The sequence below is a fragment of the Herbidospora solisilvae genome (genome assembly GCF_009901565.1).
Classification (GTDB): domain Bacteria; phylum Actinomycetota; class Actinomycetes; order Streptosporangiales; family Streptosporangiaceae; genus Herbidospora; species Herbidospora solisilvae.
The window spans coordinates 209303-229429 of record NZ_WXEW01000001.1 but is presented as its reverse complement, the minus strand read 5'-3'; the positions used below and the strand labels follow the sequence as shown (position 1 = coordinate 229429).

Genomic DNA, 20127 nt, shown 5'->3' with positions numbered 1-20127 from the left:
TCCTAGGCGGCCCTCCTCCGCAGGCCCGGCTCCACGAGGGCCGGGGGCAGGTAGGCCGACTCGTCGCGGTCGCCGACGTCGGTGCCGGGCGGCACGATCTCGTCGACGCGGTCGAGGATCTCCGGGGAGAGCACCACGTCGAGGCCGGCGAGCAGGTCGTCGAGCTGCTCCATCGTGCGCGGCCCGATGATGGCGCTGGACACGTCCGGGTGGGCGGTCGCGAAGGCCATCGCGAGGTGCGTCATCGGCAGCCCCGCCTCCTCGGCGAGCGGGACGAGCCGCTCGACGGCGTCGAGCCGCCGCTCGTCGGCGAAGCTGCGGAACCGGGTCGCGCGCCGCAGATCGGTCGCCTGGCCCTTCCTGATCCGGCCGGTCAGCATGCCCTTGGCGAGCGGGCTCCACACCAGCGTGCCCATCCCGTAGCGCCGGGCGACCGGCAGCACCTCCGCCTCGATGCCCCGGTTCAGGATCGAGTAGGTCGGCTGCTCGGTGCGGAACCGCTCCAGGCCGCGCCGCTCGGCCGTCCACTGGGCCTCGACGATGTCGGAGGCGGGCATCGCCGACGAGCCGACCGCCCGCACCTTCCCGCTCCTGACCAGGTCGGTCAGCGCCGACAGGGTCTCCTCGACGTCGGTCCCGGGGTCGGGCCGGTGGATCTGGTAGAGGTCGATGTGGTCGGTCTGGAGACGCCGGAGCGAGTCCTCCACGGCGGTCGTGATCCAGCGGCGCGAGGCGCCCCGGTGGTTGGGGTCGTCGCTCATCGGAAGGCCGAGCTTGGTCGCCAGGACGACCTCCTCCCGGCGCCCCTTGAGCGCCCTGCCGACGATCTCCTCCGACTCGCCGCGCGAGTACACGTCGGCGGTGTCGACGAGGTTGATCCCGGCGTCGAGCGCCTTGTGGACGATGCGGATCGCGTCGTCGTGGTCGGGGTTGCCGATGGCCCCGAACATCATCGCGCCGAGCGCGTAGGGGCTGACCCTGATCCCGGTGCGCCCGAGTGTGCGGTAGTGCATGCGGTCTCTCCTGACAGGCGGTAGATTAAGTGGAACGCCTTTCCGGAACTATATGGAAAGTTTTTCCGCTTATGCAAACGAACGGAGCGCCGCGACGGCTGCGCGCCGACGCGCAGCGCAACGTCGAGGCCCTGCTGGAGGCGGCGAAGACCGTCTTCGGCACGTCCGGGGTCGACGCCCCCGCCAAGGAGATCGCCGACCTGGCCTCCGTGGGCGTCGGCACCCTCTACCGCCACTTCCCGCAGCGGTCCGACCTGGTCAAGGCGGTGTTCCAGCGTGAGGTCGACGCCTGCGCCGACGCCGCCCCGGCCCTGAGCGCCGCACACGGGCCGGGGGGGGCCCTCGAACGGTGGGTCCTGCGCTACACGGAGTTCATCGCGACCAAGCGGGGCCTGGCCGCCGCCCTCCACTCGGGCGACCCGGCCTTCGACGCCCTGCCCGGCTACTTCATGGGCCGCCTGCGCCCCACCCTCGGAGCCCTGCTCGACGCCGCGGCGGCGAGTGGCGAGATCCGCTCCGACGTGAGCCCGCAAGACCTGCTCTACGCCGTCGCCACCCTGTGCGTCCCGTCGGCCGAGACGGGCGTCGACTACAGCAGGCGCATGGTCGCCCTGCTCATCGACGGCCTGCGCTACCGCGCCCGGAGCCGGTGAGCCGGGCGAGCAGCTCGGTGAGGCGGGCCAGATCGTCGTCGGACCAGTCCTCGGTGCGGGCGTGGAACTCGCGCCCGCGTTCCTCCAGCGTCGCCGCCACCCGCCCGCGTCCCTTCTCCGTGAGCCCGACGATGACGCTGCGCCGGTCGCCGGGGGCGGGTGTGCTCTCCAGTAGCCCGAGTGACCGCATCCTCCCGATCAGGGTGCTGGTGGAGCTGCGGTCCATGCCGACGGCCTCCGCGACGGCGCTGGGCGTGGCGGGACCGAACGCGTAGAGCCAGCGCGCGATGTGGAACGCGGCCGGTTGCAGCCCGGGATGGAAGTGGGCGGCGCTGCGCTCGCTCAACGCCCGTCCGGCGCTCAGCAGGGCGTTGAGCTGCTCGCCCAGCGCCAGTTCGAGGTCCCGCCGTCCATCCGGAGTAGTTTGCACATCCAAACTATATCGTCCTAAAGTGATGGGCATATGCAAACTACTGTTGTCATCACCGGCGCGACCGGCGGCCTGGGCCGCCTGGCCGCGCTCGACCTGGCCCGCAAGGGCGCCCACGTCGTCGCCGTCGCCCGCGACCCCGGGAAGGCCGAACGGCTCCGGGCCGAGGGCGGCGCCGGCGTCGAGGTCCTCCTCGCCGATCTCGGCCGCCTGGCCGACGTCCGCCGCCTCGCCCGCGAGATCACCGACCGGCACGGGCACGTCGACGTGCTCGTCAACAACGCCGGGCTGCACGCCTTCACGTCCCGCACCACGCCCGACGGCCTCCCGGAGATGGTCGCCGTCAACTACCTGGCCCCGTGGCTGCTCACCCGTGAACTGCTCCCCGCGCTGCGCCGGGCCCCGGCCGCGCGGGTCGTCACCGTCGCCTCCGAGGCCGCCCGACGCCACGGCACTCTGCGTCTCCCCGAGGACCTGACCGAGACGGTCCCGTTCACCGCACGCGGATCCTCCGCGGACTACGGCCGGAGCAAGCTGCTCGGCATCATGTTCAGCCTCGAACTGGCCCGCCGCCTGACCGGCACGGGCGTCACCGCCAACTGCCTCAACCCCGGTTTCAACACCACGGGCCTGGGCCGCGAACTGCGCTTCGCGGCGCCCCTGGAGAAGCTGCTCACCCGCCTGTCGATCGGCGACCCCGCGCGCGGCGCGGCCCTCATCGTCGCGCTCGCCGCCGACCCCGCCTTCGCGGGCCGGACCGGCGGCTACTACTCCGTCCCGGGAGCGCGCCCGATCCGCCCCGCGCCCCCGGCGGACGACCCCGGGCTCCGGGCGCGGTTGTGGCGGGAGACCGAACGGCTGCTCGACGGCTGAGGCCCCCGCCCGGCGGTGGGAACGCCGGGCGGGAGCACTTCAGAGCATCCGGCACCCGCGTATACGCGCGGTATAGGACCAGGTCTCAGAGCCAGCCCCGAGAGCGGGCCGTGCTCACCGCCGCGGCGCGGTTGCGCGCCCCGGTCTTGCCGATGGCCGACGACAGGTAGTTCCGCACCGTCCCCTCGGTGAGGAACAGCGACCGGGCGATGTCGGCGACGCTCGCCCCGCCGTCGGCGGCGCGCAGGACGTCGCACTCCCGCGTGGTCAGCGGGCTGGCCCCCACCGTCAGCGCGGTCACCGCGAGCTTGGGGTCGACCACGCGCTCGCCCGCCGTCACCCGCCGGACGGCGGCGGCCAGTTCGGCGGCGGGGGCGTCCTTCACCACGAAGCCGGCCACCCCGGCGTCGAGCGCACGGCGCAGGTAGCCGGGCCGGCCGAACGTGGTGACGATGACGACCCGCACGCCGGTGAGCCGCTCGGCCACCTCCAGTCCGGACAGGCCCGGCATCTCGATGTCGAGCAGCACCACGTCGGGCCGGTGGGCGGCCACCGAGGCGAGCACCTCGTCGCCCCTGGCCACCTCGGCGACCACCTCGATGTCGGGTTCGAGCCCGAGCAGCGCGGCCAGGCCGCCCCGCACGAGGTCCTGGTCGTCGGCGATGAGTACGCGGATCACGGCACCTCCACCCGCAGCCGGTAGCCGCCCGCCTGCCGGGCGCCGGCCTCCAGGGTGCCACCGGCCGCCTCGACCCGTTCGGCCAGGCCCAGCAGCCCGGTGCCGGGCCCGGCCCCCGCGCCGGCCCGGCCGTCGTCGGTGATCTCCAGGGACCGGGGGCCGAGGGTGATCCAGCACCGGGTGGCGCCGCTGTGCCGCAGCACGTTCGTCACCGCCTCCCGGACGACCCACGCCAGCAGCGACTCGGAACCGGGCGGGACGGGACCCGCGCCCGAGACGGTCAGCCGGATCCCGGCCAGGTCGAGCGCCGCCCGCGCGTTGCCCAGCTCCTCCGGCAACGACACCGCGCGGTAACCCGCGACCGCGTCGCGCACGTCGTCGAGGGCCTGGCGGGCGGTGCGCTCGACCCCGCCCATCTCCTCGGCGGCCCGCGCCGGGTCGGTCTCGGCCAGCCGGGCGGCGAGCTGGCTGCGGATGGTGATCGAGGTCAGCGTGTGCCCGAGGATGTCGTGCAGGTCGCGGGCGAACCGCAGCCGCTCGTTCTCCACCGCGAGCCGTTCGCTCTCGGCCCGCGCCCGGCCGAGCTCCATGATCAGATCGCGCATGTGGACCATCCCTCGCACCGCCCCCGCCTCCAGCGCCATCACCAGCGGCACCCACCACACGAACCCCTCACCGTGGGCGATCAGCACCGCGACGTTCACCACCATGGTCACGACCAGCCCGGCCGCGAAGAACACCGGGCGCAGCGTGCCCAGCACGGAGATCACCAGCACGTAGGAGGTGTACGCCCACGGCGCCCCCAGCAGCGGATAGAGCGCCGCCGCCGAGCCCAGCAGCAGCGCCACGCTCCGGAGGTCGGGCCCGCCGACGCCCATGACCCGCCACATGACGCGCGCCCAGCAGAAGGCGAACACGCAGGTGAGGGCCACGATCAGGGCGACCTCGGCGGGCCCGGCCGTCCGGAACGCCGTCCACAGCGGCCAGACCAGCACGAGCAGCCAGACCTGGGAGGCCAGCCGCGCGGCGGTCAGTGCCCTGCGGCTCACCTCCACGCGGCGCTCCGATAGCGCCACCCGCCGAGCAGGACGAACAGCGCCGCCCACGCCGCGAGCACCAGCACCGAGGTCCCGGTCGGGGCCAGCCCGTCGAGCGCCCGCCACCCCAGCGACCCCGCCTGGTAGGCGGGGCTGTACTCCGCCAGCGTCCGCAGCCCGCCGGGCATCCGCGACACCGGCAGCCAGAGCCCGCCGAGCACCGCCAGCACGAAGTAGGCGACCATCATGGCGATGGTGGCCGACTGGCCCTTCAGCGAGTAGCCGAACGCCACCCCGAGCGCCGCGAACGGGACCACCCCGGCCCAGATCAGCAGCGGCAGCGCCAGCCACGTGGCGGCGGGCAGTCGCACCCCGCCCAGCAGCGCCCCGGCCGCCAGCACGATCACCACGCTCGGCAGCACCGCCAGCATCCCGCCGGCCAGCTTGCTCACGATGTAGCCGTGGGCGGGCAGCGGCGTGACGGCGAGCTGCCGCAACCACCCGCTCGACCGCTCCAGGGCGATCGCCCCGCCGATGAACAACGCGCCGCCCATCGCGCCGTACGTCGCCATCGACACCATCGACACGGGCCCGGACGCCAGGTCGAGCACCTTCGTCCACAGCAGGTAGAGCAGCACCGGGAAGCCGGCCAGGAACACGAGGTTGACCGGGTTGGACAGGGCGCGCCGCACCTCGAAGCGCAGGAAGGACCGCATCACGCCCCCTTCCCGGTCAGGCTGACGAACACGCTCTCCAGGTCGGCCTCCGACGTGCGCACGTTCCGCGCGTCGCCGAACCCGGCGAACAGCGCGCGGAGGGTCGCGTCGGAGTCGCCGGTCCGCAGGGTGGCCGAGGCGCCCTCGACCAGGACGTCGTGCACGCCCGGCAGCGACCGCAGCCGGGGTTCGTCCATCGTATCGAGGGTGAGCCGCACCTCCGTGCCGCCGACCAGCGCCTTCATCTCCCCGACCGGGCCGTCGGCGACGACCCGCCCGCCCGCCAGCAGCACCACCCGGTCGGCGTGGTCGTCGGCCTCGGCCAGGTAGTGGGTGGCGAACACGACGGTGCGGTCCCTGACCTGCCGCCACAGCGACCTTCGGGCGTCGACGTCGAGCCCGACCGTGGGCTCGTCGAGGATCAGCAGCGCCGGGTCGCCCGCCAGCGCGAGCGCGAACCGGACGAGCTGCCGCTGCCCGCCCGACAGCCCCATCACCCGGCGTCCGGCCAGCGCCTCCAGCTCGGGGTCGGCCAGGATCGACGGCGTCGGGTACATCCCGGCCACGGCCGCGACCAGGTCGCCGACCCGGACGTCGTCGGGCAGCCCGGCGTCCTGCAGCAGCACCCCCACGCGCCCGGCGGCCAGCGCCTCGCGGGGCGGCCGTCCGAGCAGCCGGGCGGCGCCCGCGTCGGGGGTGAGCAGCCCGAGGGCGATCGACAACAACGTGCTCTTCCCGGCCCCGTTGGGCCCGAGCAGCGCGACCTTCTCACCCTCGCCGACGCGCAGGCTCACGCCGTCGAGCGCGGTGATCTCCCCGTAGTTCTTCTTCAGTCCGGTGAGTTCCAGCATGCGCCCAGCCTCGCCGGGAGGGGGTGGCGGCCTGTAGTGCCGCCGATCAGCCCGGCCGGGATGACGAATGTCATACCGGCGGGTCAGGCGTCGGTGATCAGGGAGTTCAGCACGGCCTTCCGGCCGGCCGTGGGACCGAGGCCGTAGCGGCGGGTGCTGTCGAGCGATTCGAGCCCGAGGAGCTCGGCGACCAGGGCGGGGTCCTCGCCGTCGCGGATGAGCTGGGTGGCGAAGGTGTGGCGCAGGACCAGAGGGCTGGAGGGGTCGGCGGGATCGGTGAACCCGGTGACGATGTCGCGGGCCGCCCGGTCGCTCAGGCGGAAGCCGCGGTGGTTGACGAACAGCGCCGACTCGGTGTCGACCCCCTTCCAGGCGGATCGGGCCTCCAGCCAGCCGGTCAGCGCCGGACGCAGGTCGGGGTGGATCGGCACCAGCCGGGGCCGCGCCCCGCGCACGCTCAGCCCGTCGGGCCGCACGTCGGCCACGTCGATGCCGACGACCTCGGAGATGCGCAGGCCGGCGAGGTAGGGCAGCAGGGCGATCGCCCTGTCGCGCGGGGTCGCGGTGAGACGGACCTGGGCCAGGTAACGGCGCACGCGCCGGGCGTCGAGGGTGCGGGGCGCCGGACGCCCTGCGTCGCGCTCGCGGCCCGCCCGGGGCTTCCCGACGCCCCTGCGGGCGTAGAAGTCGTCGAGGGCCGAAAGGTAGGTGTCGATCGTGGTGGACGCCCGCTGGGCGTTCTTGAGGTGCCGCCGGAACCCGCGCACGGCGCCGGTCGCCGTGGCCGGGTCGGTCAGCGGGTCGCCGTCGAAGCTCTGTCCGGCCAGCCAGGCGAGGTATCCGCGCAGGCGGGCAACGTATTTGGCCCTCGTGGAGGCGGCCAGGGGGGCGGTCTCGAGCGCGGCGGCGTACGCAGCGAGCACGGGGGTGTGCGCGGCCGACAGCGGGAGGGGCGCCGGCCGGCTCTTTCCAGGAGTCACTCGTACATATTACTTCCGGAAACGCGGAATTCCGGAAGTGGTGGGGTAGGCTGGGGAAACCGAGGACATTTCGAGCGTTGGCATCAGGTCGGCGTCGCCCCCGGCGAACCATGACGGCTCCTCAGGGGAGCTGGACGGGCCAGGCGAACATGACGCCCTCAGTGACCACTCGACGAACACCGATCAAGTCCGTCGCGTCGGCGATGCCGCATACCGACGGCGCCCAGCGGCTCAGCCTCGACCCGGCGCTCAACCGGACGTCGGTGGCCGACGGGGCCTGGTGGCCGTACACCCGCGACGCCGCGGCCGAACTGCCCGGCCTGATCGCCGCCGTCGACCAGCGGATGGGCCGCGCGACCATGCGGGTCGGCCTCCACGCGGACGCGTGGGACGACATCCCCCGCCGCATCCCGGCCCGTGGGCGGCAGGTCCGCGTCGACTGGTTGCGCCACTCCGATCCGCGCATGATCACAATCACGCTCGACGGTTGTCAGCAGGTGACCCTGCTGGTCGCCCCGCCGGGCCCGGCGCCCGCGCTCGACGCCGGGGAACTCACCGGCGACGAGCTGCGCCTCCTGGCCGCCCAGTCAGCGGTCTGACACCCCACCTACCGCCTGCCGGCCGGATCGAGCGGCCCTGAGACCGCCCGTCCTGGCGGCGGGCCGATCTCCGGCCGGCAGGCATCTCCGCTTCACCCTTCTCTAGTAAGGAAGATCCGCCATGACCGTTATGGACGCCACGGCACCCACCGTCCTCCACCTGGCCGGGGACATCGACATCTTCACCACGGCCGCCCTGCGCCGCCGGATCCTCGCCGCCGTCGACGCCGGCGCCGGCCCGCTCGTCCTCGACATGTCGGCGGTGAACTTCTGCGGCGCCGGCGGGCTGGGCGTGCTGCTGCACGCCCAGCGGCGGGCGACGGCGAAGGGCGTCACGATGACGCTGACCGGTGTCTCGCCCCGGCTGGCCCGGCTGCTGGAGATCACCGGCCTCGGCGACCGGCTCCCGTCGATCGTCTGATCAGAAGCCGGGCACCGCGTCCTTTCCTGCCACCACCGTGCTGGTCAGGGTGCCGACCTCCGAGATCGTGATGGTGATCCCGTCGCCCGCGCGGAGGGTGAACGGCAGCTCCGGCACCAGGCAGGTGCCGGTCGCCAGGATCACGCCGTCGGGGAAGACGTCCTCGCGGAACAGGTAGCCGACCAGGTCGTCGAGCCGGCGGTGGAGCTGGCTGGTGCTCGCCCGCCCGTGCCAGGCCGTCGCGCCGTCGCGGGTGATCGTCAGTTCGATGCCCAGCGTGTACGGGTCGGGCACCTCCCACGACGGCCTGATCCCCGGGCCGGCCGCGCAGCCGCCCAGGTAGATCTTGGCCTGGGGCAGGTAGAGCGGGTTCTCGCCCTCGATCGTGCGCGAGCTCATGTCGTTGACCACGGTGTACCCGGCGATCTCGCCGTGCCGGTTGACGACCAGGCCCAGTTCCGGCTCCGGCACGTCGATCCCGGAGTCGCGCCGCACCGACACGTGCCCGCCGTGGCCGGTCGCCCGCCAGGCCGCCGACTTGAAGAACAACTCGGGGCGGTCAGCGTCGTAGACGAGGTCGTAGACGTCGGCCGCCTTCTCGCTCTCGACCATGCGGGCCGCCTTGGAGCGCTCGTAGGTCACCCCGGCGGCCCACACCTCCATGCGGTCGTCGAGCGGCGGGAGCAGGCGTACCGAGGACCGGTCGTGGCGGGCACCGCCGGCGGCGGCGCACCGGTCGCGCAGCTCCTCCACGGTCAGCCGGAGCAGTTCGCCGATCGACCCGTCGATCTCGGTGATGCCGACGCCGTCGTCGAGACCGATCGTGGCCTGGCCGGTGACCGGGCCGATAAACCGCACGATGTGCACTATCTGCTCCTTTGGGGTGGTTCTTCGGGGGCTATCTTCCCAAAGACGTTCCGTCGGCGATGTGCAGGAGGGCGTCCGCGCCCTCGAAGGTGTCGGCGGCCAGGGGGAAGTAGCCCATCTGCGGGGTCGTGTCGGTGCGGGTGACGCCCGTCGGCATCGTGGTGGTCAGGCCCCACGTGGGGAACCGGCGTCCCAGGTCGCCCTCGTAGGTGTCCGGTGCGGGCTCGCCGAGCCCGAGGGAGGTGCTGCGACCCAGGCCGGCGGCGATGAAGGCGTACCGGTCTCCCCACAACGAGGCCACGATCTCCCCGGCGCAGTGCCAGGTCAGCGCCTTGTCGCCCAGGTGCCAGCTGCTCGGGGTCTTCTTCAGGTGGAGGTTGTGGGAGAAGACCAGGGTCCGGCCGCGGCGGGCCTCGACGTCGCGGATGTCGAAGAGGTTCTGGGCCATGATGGCGTCGCGGGTGGCGAGCAGCAGGGAGATCCGCGCGCCCTGGTCGAGCGGGATCGCCGCCTGCCGGTGGTAGCGGAGCAGGCCGATCCCGGCGGTCAGATGGGTCCTGGCCCGCAACCACGCCGCGCGCGGGCTCTCCGGCGCCCGTTCGTGGAGCCGGGCGAGCATCTCGTCGGCGATGACGCGCGCCCTGTCGGCCTCCGGGGTCGCGCCCGGCGACCGGGCCGGGTCCATGATGGCGTCGGTGTGGCCCCAGCGTTCGTCGTCGCCCAGCAGCCCGGCCAGGTCGAGGTCGAGGCCGAGGTGGTCGCGGGCGTGCTCCAGGTAGGCGCGCGGGCTGGGCGCGGTGGTGTTCTCGGTGGGGGCGTCGAAGCCGTGGAAGGTCAGCCGCTCCTCCGGCGGCCGGGCCGCGTTGTGGTCGCGCATCCAGGCGACCAGGGCCCGGTTGGGCGCGAACGCGCCCCAGCCGTGGGAGAAGCCGTCGCGCATGACGGCGTCGAGGGAGCCGGGCCCGCCCTGGACGTAGTCGTCGACGGCCAGCGCCGCGACGCGGTCGATCTCCAGGGCGATCGAGCGGAAGCCGAGACCGGTCAGCCGGTCGAACAGGTCGTTGCGCAACCACCCGAAGGCGGGCTCGCCGTGGGTCGGCTCGCCGAGGCCCAGGAGTTCACATGACGGAGGGACGAAGTCGCGAATGTCCTGACTCATGTGCCGCAAGCGTAACATTGAAGGCTCCGTGGAGACTTTCGCGGTGTTTCCGCAGGACGAAGGGGCTGAAGTCTCAACCGTGCGTCCCACCGACCTCGCCCGCGAGCACGGCATCTCGACCCAGGCCGTCCGCAACTACGAACAGGCCGGGTGCCTGCCGCCCGCCGGGCGCACCCCCAGCGGCCACCGCGTCTACACCGAGGTCCACGCCGCGGCGCTGCGCGCCTTCCTGGCCCTCGTCCCGGCGTACGGGCACGCGACCGCGGTCCAGATCATGAACGCCGTCCACGACGGCCGGCTCGACGACGCGCTGGCCCTCGTCGACGCGGGCCACGTCCAGCTGGTCCGCGACCGGGAGACCCTCGACGCGGTGCGCGGCGCCGTCCACCACCTGACGGAGGGGCCGGGAAGACCGGGCGCGCGGAGCATCGGCGCGCTCGCGCGCCGGCTCCGGACCACCCCCGCCACGCTGCGGAAATGGGAGGAGGCCGGGATCCTCGACCCCGGCCGCGACCCGGCCACCGGCTACCGCCTCTACCGCCCTCACGACGTCCGCGACGCCGAACTCGCCCACCTGCTGCGGCGCGGCGGCTACCCGCTGGCGCACATCGCCACGGTCGTCGGGCAGGTGCGCACGGCGAGCGGCACAGGGGGCGGCACAGGGGGCGGCGCCGGCTCGCTCGCCCGCGCCCTCGACGACTGGCGGCGCCGCCTCACCGCCCAGGGGCTGGCCACGCTCCGCGCGGCGGCGCGGCTCGGCGACTACCTGTCACGTGTGGGTGCGCAGCACCCGCCGTTCGACCAGTCCGAGGATCGCGTCGCACACCTTGCCGAGCGTGGCGAGCAGCAGGATGGCCAGTAGCAGGATGTCGGTCCGGCCGGTGTTCTGGCTGTCGGTGAGCAGGAAGCCCAGGCCCATCGACGACGCGATCAGCTCGGCGGCGACCAGGAACAACCACCCCTGCGCCAGTCCGAGCCGCAGCCCGGAGAAGATCGCGGGAGCGACGCTGGGCAGCATGATGCGGCCCAGCAGCCCGCCGCCGCGCAGCCCGTAGGCGCGCCCGACCTCCACCAGGTGCGGGTCGGCGTGCGCGAGGGCGGCCGAGATGGTCGTGTAGACGGGGAAGAAGCTGCCGATCGCGACCAGCGTGATCTTCGGTCCCTCGCCGATGCCGAGCCACAACACCAGCAGCGGCACCCAGGCCAGCGACGGCACCGCCCGCAGCGCGGCGATGCTCGGCGCGACGACCGCCCGCACCCCGGGCGACAGGCCGACGACGGCCCCGAGCAGGAACCCGAGCCCGGCCCCGGCCGCGAAGCCGACGAGCACCCGCTGCACGCTGATGGCGATGTGCGTCCAGAGCGACGCGTCCCCGCCCAGCTCACCCAGCGCCTCCAGCACCGACAGCGGCGGCGGGAGCTGCGCGGTCGAGTACGCCCCGGACGACGCCGCGAGCTGCCACACCACCAGCAGCACGAGGGGCAGCGACAGCGCGGCGGCGACCGACGTCCACCGCCGCGACCGGGCCGGTCGCCCGTCCTTCGCGCCGGCGACGGTTTTCACGTCGTCGGCGACCGTCACTGCTTGGCCGCCTGTTCGGCGAACTTCGGCTCGAAGAGGCTGTCGAGGGCGGTCGTCGCGTCCTGCTCGGTCTTGACCTGCTTCTCCTCGACGAGGGTCGGCAGGATGCGCTCCAGCACCGCGCGCTGGTCGGCGCCCGGCACCGGGCTGACGGCCAGGTTGGTGCGCTCGGTCAGCACCAGCTTGGCGACCTCGGGCGACACCTTCGACTCCTTCGACAGCAGCGCGACGGCCGCGTCGGGGTTCTTCTGGATCCAGTCGCGGGCCTTCTCGTAGGCGTTGATCGTCGCCTGGACGAGGTCGGGGTGCTCGGTGATGAACGCCTCGCGGGCATTGAGGAACCCGTAGGAGTTGAAGCCCGCGTTGCGGTAGATGAGCTTGGACCCCCCGTCGATCTGGCTCTGCGCCATCAGCGGGTCGAGCCCCGCCCACGCGTCGACGTCGCCGCGCTCCAGCGCGGTCTTGCCGTCGGCGTGCTGGAGGTTGACCACCTCGACGTCGGTCGCCGCCAGGCCGGCCTCGTGCAGCGACTGGAGCAGGAAGAAGTAGGGGTCGGTGCCCTTGGTGGCGGCCACCCGCTTGCCCTTCAGCCCCGCCACGTCGGTGATGGGGGAGTCCTTCGCCACCACGACGGCCGCCCACTCGGGCTGGCTGAAGATGCCGACGGCCTTGATGGGCGTCCCGTTCGAGCGGGCCTGGAACGCGGCGGCGCCCGCCGTGGAACCGAGGTCGATCACGTTGCCGCGCAGGTTCTCGTTGGCCTTGTTGGAGCCGGCCGACAACGTCCAGGTGACCTTGACGTTCTTGGCGGCCAGCTCGGTCTCCAGCCATTTCTGGTCGCGGATGACCAGGCTGGAGGGGTTGTAGTAGGCGTAGTCGAGCCGCAGTTCGGTCTGCTGCCCGCCCGCGTTCTCCGTGGCGGGCTGCCCCGTCGCGTCCTCGCCGCTGACGCAGGCGGTGGCGAGCGTCGCGGCCAGGGCGAGGGTCAGCGTGATCCGGAGTCTGCTCATCGTGCGTGGGTCTCTCTTTCCAGGGGGGTACGTCGCGGCACGCCGAGGCCTGCCAGCAGTTCGGACCTCAGCTCGGCCAGTTCCGGCTGATGATGGTCCCGGGGCCGATCACCCGGCACGTCCAGGACGACGCTCACTCCGGTGGGAGCGCCGCCCAGGAGCACGACCCGGTCGGCCAGCTTCAACGCCTCGTCGACGTCGTGGGTGACGAGGATGACGGTGGTGCCCGACCGCCGCTGCACGTCCTCGACGAGGTCCTGCATGCGCAGCCGCGTCAGCGCGTCGAGCGCGGCGAAGGGCTCGTCGAGCAGCAGCACGCCGGGCCGCCGCGCCAGCGCGCGGGCCAGCGCCGTGCGCTGCGCCATGCCGCCCGACACCTGCCGGGGCCGGTGGTCGGCGAACCCGCGCAGCTCGACCTCGGCGAGCCACTGGCGGCTCTCGGCGTCGCGCCGGTTGCGCGGCAGGTCGCGCGGCAGGCCGAGGGCGACGTTGCCCGCCAGGGTGCGCCAGGGGAGGAGCCGGGGTTCCTGGAACACGACGGCGCAACGGGGGTCGATCCCGGTGACGTCATGCCCGTCGACCCGCACCGTCCCCGACGTGGCGAGGTCGAGCCCACCGACCATCCGCAGCAGCGTGGACTTGCCGCACCCCGAGGCGCCGAGCAGGGCGACCACTTCGCCGGGGGCGATGTCCAGATCGATGTCGCGCAGTACGACATGGTCGCCGAAGGCCCGGCCGACGCCGCGCAGCGAAACCCCTGCGGGTGCGGTAGTGATCGTCACGAACCGGACTATATCCTACCAAACCGATAGACATAACGGGGTACCGGCCCGAATCATGCGAATCACAAGGCGGACCTGATCTCGGACGACCCGCGCGTCCTCCGGACCGGCGATCTCCAAGCGGGGTGCAAGTCGGCGCTGGCATGCTGATCCCGGAATTTCGGGAAGGATCATGGTGTTCGGGATTGTTCGCCCCTGCAAGCACAACCTCTGCGGCGGCCTGTTCGCGGAGTGGATGGCCCACCTGTGCGGCCTCTGCGTGGCCCTCCGCGACGAGCACGGCCACGCCGCCCGCCTCGTCACCAACTACGACGGGCTGCTCGTCTCGGTGCTGACCGAGGCCCAGTCGAAGGAGACCAGGCACCGCCGCGCCGCCCCGTGCGCCCTGCGCGGGTTCAAGGGCGCCGACATCAGCGAGGCGGAGGGCGTCCGCCTGGCCGCCGCCGTGTCCCTGATCCTCGCCTCGGGCAAGCTCCAGGACCACGTCGAGGACGGCGACGGCCCGTTCGCCCGCCGCCTCGTGGCCGCGGGCGGGACGAGACTCGCCGAGCGGTGGTCGCGCGCGGGCGCGGCCACGGCCGGGGCGCTGGCGTTCGACCCGGGGCCGCTGCTGGCGGCCGTACAGGAACAGACGAGGGTGGAACGTCTCCCGGACAGAACCCTGCTCCAGCTCACCGCCCCGACCGAGGACGCCGTCGCGGCGGCCTTCGGCCACACGGCCGTCCTGGCCGGCAAGCCCGGCAACAGGGAGACGCTGGAGGAGGCCGGACGCTACTTCGGGCGGCTGGCCCACCTGCTCGACGCCGTCGAGGACCTCGAACAGGACCGCGCGCAGGGCGCCTACAACCCGCTCGTCGCCTCCGGCGCCGACCTCGCCACCGCCCGTCGGCACTGCGACGACGCGGTCGGCGGGCTGAGGCTGGCGCTGGCCGACCTCGACCTCGAACGCCGCGGCCTGGTCAGAGCGCTGCTCGTCAGGGAGACGGGCCGCGCCGTCGAACGCACCTTCGCCGAGGCGGAGGCCCCCAAGAAGGACCGCCGCCTCAAGCCGGACCCCGGTGGCCTGGTCTCGTTGTTGTGCACGTCGGCCGCCTGCTGCACGTGCGGGCTCTACCGCCCGCCGTGGGACGAGGAGCGGTACAAGTCATGCACCGAGCGCTGCGACTGCAGCGGGTGCGACGCGTGCTCCAACTGCTGCAACGGGTGCTCGGGCTGCTGCGACTGCTGTAGCTGCTGCGACTGCTCCTGCTAAGGGGTCACCAGTCCCGGGCCGCGTGGAGGAGCCGGTCACGGACGAGGGTGACGTGGCGGCGCGCGGGGGCGCCGGCGCGGTGGGCGAGGAAACCGGTGTTGATCGGCGGGTCGTCGGGGTCGAGCAGCGGCACGAGCGCGCCGCTGCCCCGTTCGTGTTCGCAGAGGTAACGGGGGAGCACGCTGACGCCCGCGCCCGCCGTCACGGCGGCGAGCACGCCCCGCAGGTCGGGGACGACCACGGCGGGCGGCCCGGCCAGGCGGGTGCGGAAGACGTGCCGCCAGTAGCGGCGCAGGATGGGCAGGTCCTCGGCGTAGGCGACGAGCGGGACGTCGTTGAGAGGCCGGGGGTCGTCGCAGGTCAGGCCGGTGAGCTGGGCGGCCCAGGCGGGGGCGGCGACGAGCACGAACTCCTCGTCCATCAAAGGGACGGCGACGACGGAGCGCCCGCGTGGCCGGATCGCGGACAACACCAGGTCGAAGCGCCCGGCGCGCAGCCCGTCGAGCAGGTCGTCGGCCAGGCCGGTGGTGACCCGCAACCGCAGCCCCTCCTCGACCAGCGGGGCGAGCACGGGCAGCGCCCGCACGCTCAGGATCTCGGCCGGGCCGCCGAGGTGCACCGGCTCGGAGGGCTCGTCGTGGGTGCGGCCCCGTTCGGCGACGGTGGCCAGTTCGTCGAGCGGGGCGGCGATCCGGGCGGCCAGTTCGTCGGCGACGGACGTGGCGGCCACGCCCCGGGGCAGGCGCTCGAACAACTGGTGGTCGAGCCGCGCCTCCAGGGCCCGGATCTGACTCGTCACCGTCGGCTGGGAGAGGCCGAGCAGCGCGCCCGCCGCCGTGAACGAACCGGCGCGGTAGACGGCCAGGAACGTCCGCAACTGCATCAAATCGAGGGGCGCACCGTCTGAGACATCGGTCTGCCTATGGCTCACAAAGGCCATGCTATTGGTTCCCTTATGGATGTGCATCCTACGATCGGGACGTTTCCGCTGACAGGCGGCCCCGTGAGGGGTCGCGGAAAGGCCAAAGTGATGGCGAAGATTCTGTTCGTGCTGACCGGCGCCCGCCACTGGACGCTGGCCGACGGGGCCGAACACCCGACGGGTTTCTGGGCCGAGGAGCTGGTGGCCCCCTACCGGGCGTTCACCGAGGCCGGCCATGAGGTGGTCCTGGCCACCCCCGGCGGCGTCGTGCCGACGGTCGACCAGGTGAGCCTCACCCCGGATCTCAACGGCGGGCCGGAGGGCGCACGGGCGATGGCCGCCGCCCTCGCCGGCGTGACCGCGCTCCGGAACCCGGCCGATCTGAGCAGCGTGGACCCGGAGGAGTACGACGCGGTCTTCTACGCCGGCGGGCACGGCCCGATGGAGGACCTGGCGACCGATCGGGACTCGGCCCGCGTGCTCGGCACGGTCCTCACCTCGGGCAGGCCGGTGGGCCTGGTCTGCCACGGCCTGGCCGCCGTCCTGGCCACCGAGTCCCCCGACGGCGGCTCGCCGTTCGCCGGCTACCGGCTCACCGGCTTCACCAAGGCGGAGGAGGCCCTGACGGGGCTCGCCCCCCGGGCCAAGTGGCTGCTGGAGGACCGGCTGGTCGCCCTGGGCGCGAAGTTCGTCCCGGGCGAGCCGTACGCGCCGCACGTGGTGGTCGACCGCAACCTCCACACCGGGCAGAACCCCGCCTCCTCCGCCCCGCTCGCCGCCGAGTTCCTGAAGGCGCTGAGCTGACCAGGCGAAGGCCCGGCGCGACCGTGCTCCAGGCGTCGCTCGGCCGGCAGCCGATCGACTTCGGCGACCCCCGCCGCCTGGTGGACGGGCCCGGCCTGGCCGGGGTCAGCGGCCGTTACTTCGAGGGTGAGAAGGAGGCCAGGGCGGCTGAGGAGGCGTACCGGCCGGAGTATCGGGCGCGGCTGTGTGAGCTGACCGACCGGCTGCTGGCCTGAGCGTCAGCACTTGGGGGCGACGGCGTCGATCTTCGCGCCGAAGTCGTCGTCGTAGACCCTGCGGAAGTCGCCGCCGCGCACGGTCCGGGTCTCCTTCTTCGACGGCACCTCGATCCAGTTGATGAAGCACCCGTTGGAGGTCGCCCGGAAGGAGCCCACGTTGTCGTGCAGGGCCGGGGGCATGTCCACGTAGCCGTTGTCCGGGTTCCAGCACCACGACGAGCCCTTGTAGTCGCGGCCGCTGAACATGCAGATGTCACCGGGCTTCGCGTGGGCGGCGGGAGCGGCCGCGGTCAGGGAGGCGAAGGCGATCAGTCCGGCGAGGGTGGCGAAACGAATCATGGTGTCGACGATAACCCCGCGTGATCATGTGACTCCCGTAGGCGACGTACAGGAAAAGGGAAAGGCCCGGCCGGGGTGGCACCCGGCCGGGCCGTCTCCCATGGGTCAGCCGACGACCGAGCGGAGCGGGATGCCCGCCACGTTCAGCTCGTTGACCAGGTCACGCAGGAAGGGGTGCTCGTGGATGTCGAGCCCCTCCGGGTTCGGGATCGTCAGGTAGGACGACCCGGCCGCGCTGGCGACCGTCGCGGTGTCGGTGTACTTCGCGACCACGGCCTGGGTGCGGGCGAGGTCGGCGTCGGCCACCTGGATCTGGAACGGACGCCACTCGCCGCCGATCAGCGGGGTCTCCTCCGAGACGGCGGGGGCGGCGGTCCGGGCGAGCGCCCTCTTCTGCGCGGCGGGGGCGGCGGCGCCCTTCGGCATCAGCAGGGCGTTGGCGACCAGGTGGATGCCGTTCTCGTTGTACGCCCGGAACAGCGGGTTGTAGGCGAACAGCACCGCGTGCCCGGCCCCGGTCGGCTCGTTGGTCAGTGCGACCGAGCCCTTGAGGGCGTCGGCGCCGTTGGTGGTGCCGTTGGCCCACCAGGTGCCGTCGCTCGGGTAGGTCAGCACGTTGGCGCCGGTGGTCGACGGGTTGAGGATCGGGTCGCCGTTGTTGAACTGGAAGTCCTCGGCCGGGCGGCCCAGGGCGACCGGGTCCGACGTCGCGGTGTCGACGCGGAAGTGCGAGCCGATGACCTGGTAGCCGGTCGGCTTGGTCTTCTCGGTGGTGCTGGTCAGACCGGCCGCGCGGGCGACGCGGGTGCCCTGGTTGCGCAGGCCGATGTAGGTGCCGCCGTTCGAGACCCACGCCTTGAGGTTGGCCTGGCCCTGGGCGGTCAGGCCGCCGGTGGCGTTGCTGCCGTCGGGCATCAGCAGGACGCCGCGCTCGGTGAAGGCGGCGGTGTTGTTGTTGATGTCGGCGGTGGTGACCGGCTTGAGGGTCAGGCCCCACTTGGCGCCCAGGACGAAGCGGGCCTCGCCGTAGGAGCCGGAGGTGGTGGAGACGCCCGTGCCGTTGTAGAGGCCGACGTCGGGGGTCTTCAGGAGGGTGCCCGAGGGAGCCTCACCGCTGCCGGCGACGGTCACGCCGAGGGAGGTGGCGAGCTCGTCGAGCTCGGCGCGGTCGACCTCGCCGGGCGAGAAGCTGACGACACCGGTCGACAGGTCGCGCTTCAGCGCCACGCCCTGGCCGAGGAGCTTGAAGGTCAGCTCCGAGGCGGCGGCGGAGTCGAGCGGGTAGGAGAAGGAGCCCTTCTTCGACGCGCCCTGGGCGACGCCGCCCTCCATCTTGCGGACCAGCTGGGCCTGCGGCGACACGACGTCACCGCTGTAGACCGTGTCGACGCCCGCCAGGAGCGGGTTGCTCCAGGAGGAGACGTCGTAGAAGTACGGGAACGGCACGTACGGGTCCTCGCCGAGCGTCGCCTGGATCCAGTGCTTCTGCGGCTGGGCCATCGGGATGTAGTACGAGCCCTCCGGGATCACCTTGTCCGTCTCGGACCGGCCGCCGAAGATCTTGGCGTTGGGCACCGTGAGCGGCTTGGTGAGGCGGTAGACCTCGACGTCCATCTGACGCAGGCGCTCGACCAGCTTGCGCACGTCGCCGAGCTGACGGTCGTTCAGCAGGAAGTACGAGCGGATCTTGACGTCCGGGACCGGGAACTGGACGGTGTTGGTCGGCTGCACGACCTCGTTCGGCTCCAGGACGCCCTGCTCGCCTTCGGCCAGCGCGGTCTTCCAGATGTTCCAGTAGCTGCCGAGGATCTCGTGCTTGTTGGCGGCGGCCCAGCCCGTGGTGGCCCACTGGGTGTTGAACTGCTGCTGCACCCGGTCGGGGACGGCCGAGGAGGAGCCCTTCTCGAACGTCATGCCCGCGGCGCCGAACCCGGTGGCCGGGACGGTGTCGCCGTAGCCCATGTAGAACATGTCGTACGTGGCGTAGTTGAAGTAGCACTCGACGGTCACCGAGCCGCCGCAGGCGCCGTTGAAGCCGAAGCCGGCCTTGTTGGCCTCGCCGATGCGGTTGATCCAGTCGACCGGCTGGTCGGCGATCTCGTGGTGGATCGGGTCGGCGTTCGGCGGGAAGAAGTACTGCCGCCCGCCCATCTCGTGGGCGTCGATGAAGACCTGCGGCGGATACCTCCGCAGCAGCTCCAGCTTGGCGTCGGTCTCCTTCTGGGTGCGCGCGAACCAGTCACGGTTGAGGTCGAAGCCGTACTCGTTCTGCCGGCGGCTGGCGTCGCGGCCGTCCGGGTTCTGGGTCGGCACGATGATCGTGATCAGGTTGTCGTTGCGCGTCTTGACGTCGCACGACAGGCCCGAGGCGAGCTCGTAGAGGGTCTGCAGCGAGGCGTCGGCGCCGCTCTTCTCGCCGCCGTGCACGTTGCCGGCGACGTAGACGATCGCGGGGGCGTCCTGCGCGATCTTGGCGGCCTTGGCGTCGGTCAGGGTGCGCGGGTCCCGCAGCGACACGATGTCGTCCGCGATCTTCTTCAGCCGCGCGTCGGTGACGTTGGCCGCGTTCGAGACGATCGCGTAGGGCATCTCGGTGCCCAGCACGCTGTTCGTCATGACGCCCAGGCGCACGCGGTCGGAGGCGGCGCCCACGGCGTGGGTGTAGTCGATGAGCTCCTGAGTGGTCAGGATCCGGGTCTGGCCCGTGCCGAGCGGGAACCCGAAGAACTGCTGAGGGCTCGGGACCGACGCGATGTGGGCGGTGGGGTCGCTGGAGCAGTCGGCCGCCGCCGACTGCGCCGAGGCGGTCGGCGTCAGGGTGAGGCCGGCCGCCACCAGGGCCGCGGCGCCCAGTGCCGCGACGTAGGGGGTTTTTCTGCGCATTGACGCGCGGAACCGCATGTCGCCTCCAGGGCGGAGGGGACGGGGGCGCTCGGGAGA

The 20127-nt window shown here is 72.7% G+C and carries 23 protein-coding genes; 8 read left to right on the top strand and 15 right to left on the bottom strand.

All coding sequences use genetic code 11. The annotated features are described in order from the left end of the window. Positions 1-2: 2 nt before the first annotated feature. Positions 3-1013 (bottom strand): aldo/keto reductase, encoded by a 1011-nt coding sequence (locus GT755_RS01050; protein WP_161477796.1) that lies wholly within the window; start codon positions 1011-1013, stop codon positions 3-5. Positions 1014-1084: 71 nt separating this feature from the next. On the opposite strand from GT755_RS01050, the gene GT755_RS01045 reads away from it, so the two are divergent. Beyond that, the gene (locus GT755_RS01045) at positions 1085-1666 is read left to right on the top strand and encodes a TetR/AcrR family transcriptional regulator (RefSeq protein ID WP_161477795.1); all 582 of its coding nucleotides are present in this window, start codon (positions 1085-1087) and stop codon (positions 1664-1666) included. Here GT755_RS01045 and GT755_RS01040 read toward each other — a convergent pair. Continuing rightward, positions 1629-2096: a MarR family winged helix-turn-helix transcriptional regulator gene (locus GT755_RS01040; RefSeq protein ID WP_202609518.1), complete on the bottom strand. Its 468-nt coding sequence runs from the start codon at positions 2094-2096 to the stop codon at positions 1629-1631. The genes GT755_RS01045 and GT755_RS01040 overlap by 38 nt on opposite strands. A gap of 33 nt (positions 2097-2129) precedes the next feature. On the opposite strand from GT755_RS01040, the gene GT755_RS01035 reads away from it, so the two are divergent. Further along, positions 2130-2969, top strand: a complete 840-nt coding sequence (locus GT755_RS01035; protein ID WP_161477793.1) for an SDR family NAD(P)-dependent oxidoreductase — start codon at positions 2130-2132, stop codon at positions 2967-2969. An 85-nt stretch (positions 2970-3054) separates the two neighbouring features. Here the strand turns inward: GT755_RS01035 and GT755_RS01030 are convergent, their stop codons facing one another. The 5 genes from GT755_RS01030 to GT755_RS39100 form a co-directional block, all read right to left on the bottom strand. Then, positions 3055-3648, bottom strand: a complete 594-nt coding sequence (locus GT755_RS01030) for a response regulator (RefSeq protein ID WP_161477792.1) — start codon at positions 3646-3648, stop codon at positions 3055-3057. Then, positions 3645-4697, bottom strand: coding sequence for a sensor histidine kinase (locus tag GT755_RS40880; RefSeq protein WP_161477791.1), 1053 nt, complete (start codon positions 4695-4697; stop codon positions 3645-3647). Before GT755_RS40880 ends, GT755_RS01030 begins: the two co-directional genes overlap by 4 nt. After that, positions 4694-5401, bottom strand: a complete 708-nt coding sequence (locus GT755_RS01020; RefSeq protein ID WP_161477790.1) for an ABC transporter permease — start codon at positions 5399-5401, stop codon at positions 4694-4696. Before GT755_RS01020 ends, GT755_RS40880 begins: the two co-directional genes overlap by 4 nt. Beyond that, positions 5401-6252, bottom strand: coding sequence for an ABC transporter ATP-binding protein (locus GT755_RS01015; protein WP_161477789.1), 852 nt, complete (start codon positions 6250-6252; stop codon positions 5401-5403). The genes GT755_RS01020 and GT755_RS01015 overlap by 1 nt, the downstream gene beginning before the upstream one ends. A gap of 83 nt (positions 6253-6335) precedes the next feature. Next, entirely contained in the window at positions 6336-7232 is an 897-nt protein-coding gene (locus GT755_RS39100; protein ID WP_161477788.1) for a tyrosine-type recombinase/integrase, read from the bottom strand. Positions 7233-7393: 161 nt separating this feature from the next. Here GT755_RS39100 and GT755_RS38360 point away from each other — a divergent pair, with 161 nt between their 5' ends. After that, a complete protein-coding gene (locus GT755_RS38360) occupies positions 7394-7831 on the top strand; it encodes a DUF5994 family protein (protein ID WP_202609517.1) in 438 nt (145 codons plus the stop codon). 121 nt (positions 7832-7952) lie between these two features. Further along, the gene (locus tag GT755_RS01005) at positions 7953-8252 is read left to right on the top strand and encodes an STAS domain-containing protein (protein ID WP_161477787.1); all 300 of its coding nucleotides are present in this window, start codon (positions 7953-7955) and stop codon (positions 8250-8252) included. On the opposite strand, the gene GT755_RS01000 is transcribed toward GT755_RS01005, so the two are convergent. Together GT755_RS01000 and GT755_RS00995 are read right to left on the bottom strand one after the other, a co-directional pair. Beyond that, positions 8253-9110 (bottom strand): fumarylacetoacetate hydrolase family protein, encoded by an 858-nt coding sequence (locus tag GT755_RS01000; RefSeq protein WP_328794107.1) that lies wholly within the window; start codon positions 9108-9110, stop codon positions 8253-8255. 40 nt (positions 9111-9150) lie between these two features. Next, complete coding sequence (locus tag GT755_RS00995) at positions 9151-10278, bottom strand: erythromycin esterase family protein (protein ID WP_328794106.1); 1128 nt, start codon at positions 10276-10278, stop codon at positions 9151-9153. Between the two features lie 79 nt (positions 10279-10357). Between GT755_RS00995 and GT755_RS00990 the strand changes: the two genes are divergently transcribed. Continuing rightward, entirely contained in the window at positions 10358-11140 is a 783-nt protein-coding gene (locus tag GT755_RS00990; protein WP_328794105.1) for a MerR family transcriptional regulator, read from the top strand. On the opposite strand, the gene GT755_RS40875 is transcribed toward GT755_RS00990, so the two are convergent. Genes GT755_RS40875 through GT755_RS00975 form a run of 3 tightly spaced genes read right to left on the bottom strand, consistent with a single transcriptional unit; the run spans position 11048 to position 13652 of the window. Further along, on the bottom strand, positions 11048-11860 hold the full coding sequence (locus GT755_RS40875; RefSeq protein WP_161477783.1) for an ABC transporter permease: 813 nt from the start codon (positions 11858-11860) through the stop codon (positions 11048-11050). The genes GT755_RS00990 and GT755_RS40875 overlap by 93 nt on opposite strands. Next, positions 11857-12870 carry an aliphatic sulfonate ABC transporter substrate-binding protein gene (locus GT755_RS00980; RefSeq protein WP_161477782.1) on the bottom strand — a complete coding sequence of 338 codons (1014 nt, stop codon included), beginning with the start codon at positions 12868-12870 and terminating at the stop codon, positions 11857-11859. Before GT755_RS00980 ends, GT755_RS40875 begins: the two co-directional genes overlap by 4 nt. Then, positions 12867-13652: an ABC transporter ATP-binding protein gene (locus GT755_RS00975; RefSeq protein WP_161477781.1), complete on the bottom strand. Its 786-nt coding sequence runs from the start codon at positions 13650-13652 to the stop codon at positions 12867-12869. The genes GT755_RS00980 and GT755_RS00975 overlap by 4 nt, the downstream gene beginning before the upstream one ends. Before the next feature lie 172 nt (positions 13653-13824). Here GT755_RS00975 and GT755_RS00970 point away from each other — a divergent pair, with 172 nt between their 5' ends. Continuing rightward, positions 13825-14904 (top strand): DUF5685 family protein, encoded by a 1080-nt coding sequence (locus GT755_RS00970; protein ID WP_202609516.1) that lies wholly within the window; start codon positions 13825-13827, stop codon positions 14902-14904. 4 nt (positions 14905-14908) lie between these two features. Here GT755_RS00970 and GT755_RS00965 read toward each other — a convergent pair whose 3' ends face one another. Beyond that, a complete protein-coding gene (locus GT755_RS00965; protein WP_235965756.1) occupies positions 14909-15787 on the bottom strand; it encodes a LysR family transcriptional regulator in 879 nt (292 codons plus the stop codon). Between the two features lie 147 nt (positions 15788-15934). On the opposite strand from GT755_RS00965, the gene GT755_RS00960 reads away from it, so the two are divergent. Continuing rightward, complete coding sequence (locus tag GT755_RS00960) at positions 15935-16630, top strand: type 1 glutamine amidotransferase domain-containing protein (protein WP_161477779.1); 696 nt, start codon at positions 15935-15937, stop codon at positions 16628-16630. Positions 16631-16653: 23 nt separating this feature from the next. Then, positions 16654-16845, top strand: coding sequence for a hypothetical protein (locus GT755_RS00955; protein ID WP_161477778.1), 192 nt, complete (start codon positions 16654-16656; stop codon positions 16843-16845). Positions 16846-16848: 3 nt separating this feature from the next. Here the strand turns inward: GT755_RS00955 and GT755_RS00950 are convergent, their stop codons facing one another. Together GT755_RS00950 and GT755_RS00945 are read right to left on the bottom strand one after the other, a co-directional pair. Continuing rightward, positions 16849-17187, bottom strand: a complete 339-nt coding sequence (locus GT755_RS00950; RefSeq protein ID WP_161477777.1) for a peptidase inhibitor family I36 protein — start codon at positions 17185-17187, stop codon at positions 16849-16851. A 105-nt stretch (positions 17188-17292) separates the two neighbouring features. Next, positions 17293-20070 carry a M14 family zinc carboxypeptidase gene (locus tag GT755_RS00945; RefSeq protein WP_161477776.1) on the bottom strand — a complete coding sequence of 926 codons (2778 nt, stop codon included), beginning with the start codon at positions 20068-20070 and terminating at the stop codon, positions 17293-17295. Between the last annotated feature and the right edge of the window lie 57 nt (positions 20071-20127).

What these genes read in the sequence shown, in the direction of transcription:
- GT755_RS01050 (WP_161477796.1), bottom strand. Translation starts at nt 1,013, where the DNA reads ATGCACTACCGCACACTCGGGCGCACCGGGATCAGGGTCAGCCCCTAC.
- GT755_RS01045 (WP_161477795.1), top strand. Translation starts at nt 1,085, where the DNA reads ATGCAAACGAACGGAGCGCCGCGACGGCTGCGCGCCGACGCGCAGCGC.
- GT755_RS01035 (WP_161477793.1), top strand. Translation starts at nt 2,130, where the DNA reads ATGCAAACTACTGTTGTCATCACCGGCGCGACCGGCGGCCTGGGCCGC.
- GT755_RS01020 (WP_161477790.1), bottom strand. Translation starts at nt 5,401, where the DNA reads ATGCGGTCCTTCCTGCGCTTCGAGGTGCGGCGCGCCCTGTCCAACCCG.
- GT755_RS01015 (WP_161477789.1), bottom strand. Translation starts at nt 6,252, where the DNA reads ATGCTGGAACTCACCGGACTGAAGAAGAACTACGGGGAGATCACCGCG.
- GT755_RS01005 (WP_161477787.1), top strand. Translation starts at nt 7,953, where the DNA reads ATGACCGTTATGGACGCCACGGCACCCACCGTCCTCCACCTGGCCGGG.
- GT755_RS00995 (WP_328794106.1), bottom strand. Translation starts at nt 10,278, where the DNA reads ATGAGTCAGGACATTCGCGACTTCGTCCCTCCGTCATGTGAACTCCTG.
- GT755_RS00980 (WP_161477782.1), bottom strand. Translation starts at nt 12,870, where the DNA reads ATGAGCAGACTCCGGATCACGCTGACCCTCGCCCTGGCCGCGACGCTC.
- GT755_RS00970 (WP_202609516.1), top strand. Translation starts at nt 13,825, where the DNA reads ATGGTGTTCGGGATTGTTCGCCCCTGCAAGCACAACCTCTGCGGCGGC.
- GT755_RS00965 (WP_235965756.1), bottom strand. Translation starts at nt 15,787, where the DNA reads ATGCAGTTGCGGACGTTCCTGGCCGTCTACCGCGCCGGTTCGTTCACG.
- GT755_RS00960 (WP_161477779.1), top strand. Translation starts at nt 15,935, where the DNA reads ATGGCGAAGATTCTGTTCGTGCTGACCGGCGCCCGCCACTGGACGCTG.
- GT755_RS00950 (WP_161477777.1), bottom strand. Translation starts at nt 17,187, where the DNA reads ATGATTCGTTTCGCCACCCTCGCCGGACTGATCGCCTTCGCCTCCCTG.
- GT755_RS00945 (WP_161477776.1), bottom strand. Translation starts at nt 20,070, where the DNA reads ATGCGCAGAAAAACCCCCTACGTCGCGGCACTGGGCGCCGCGGCCCTG.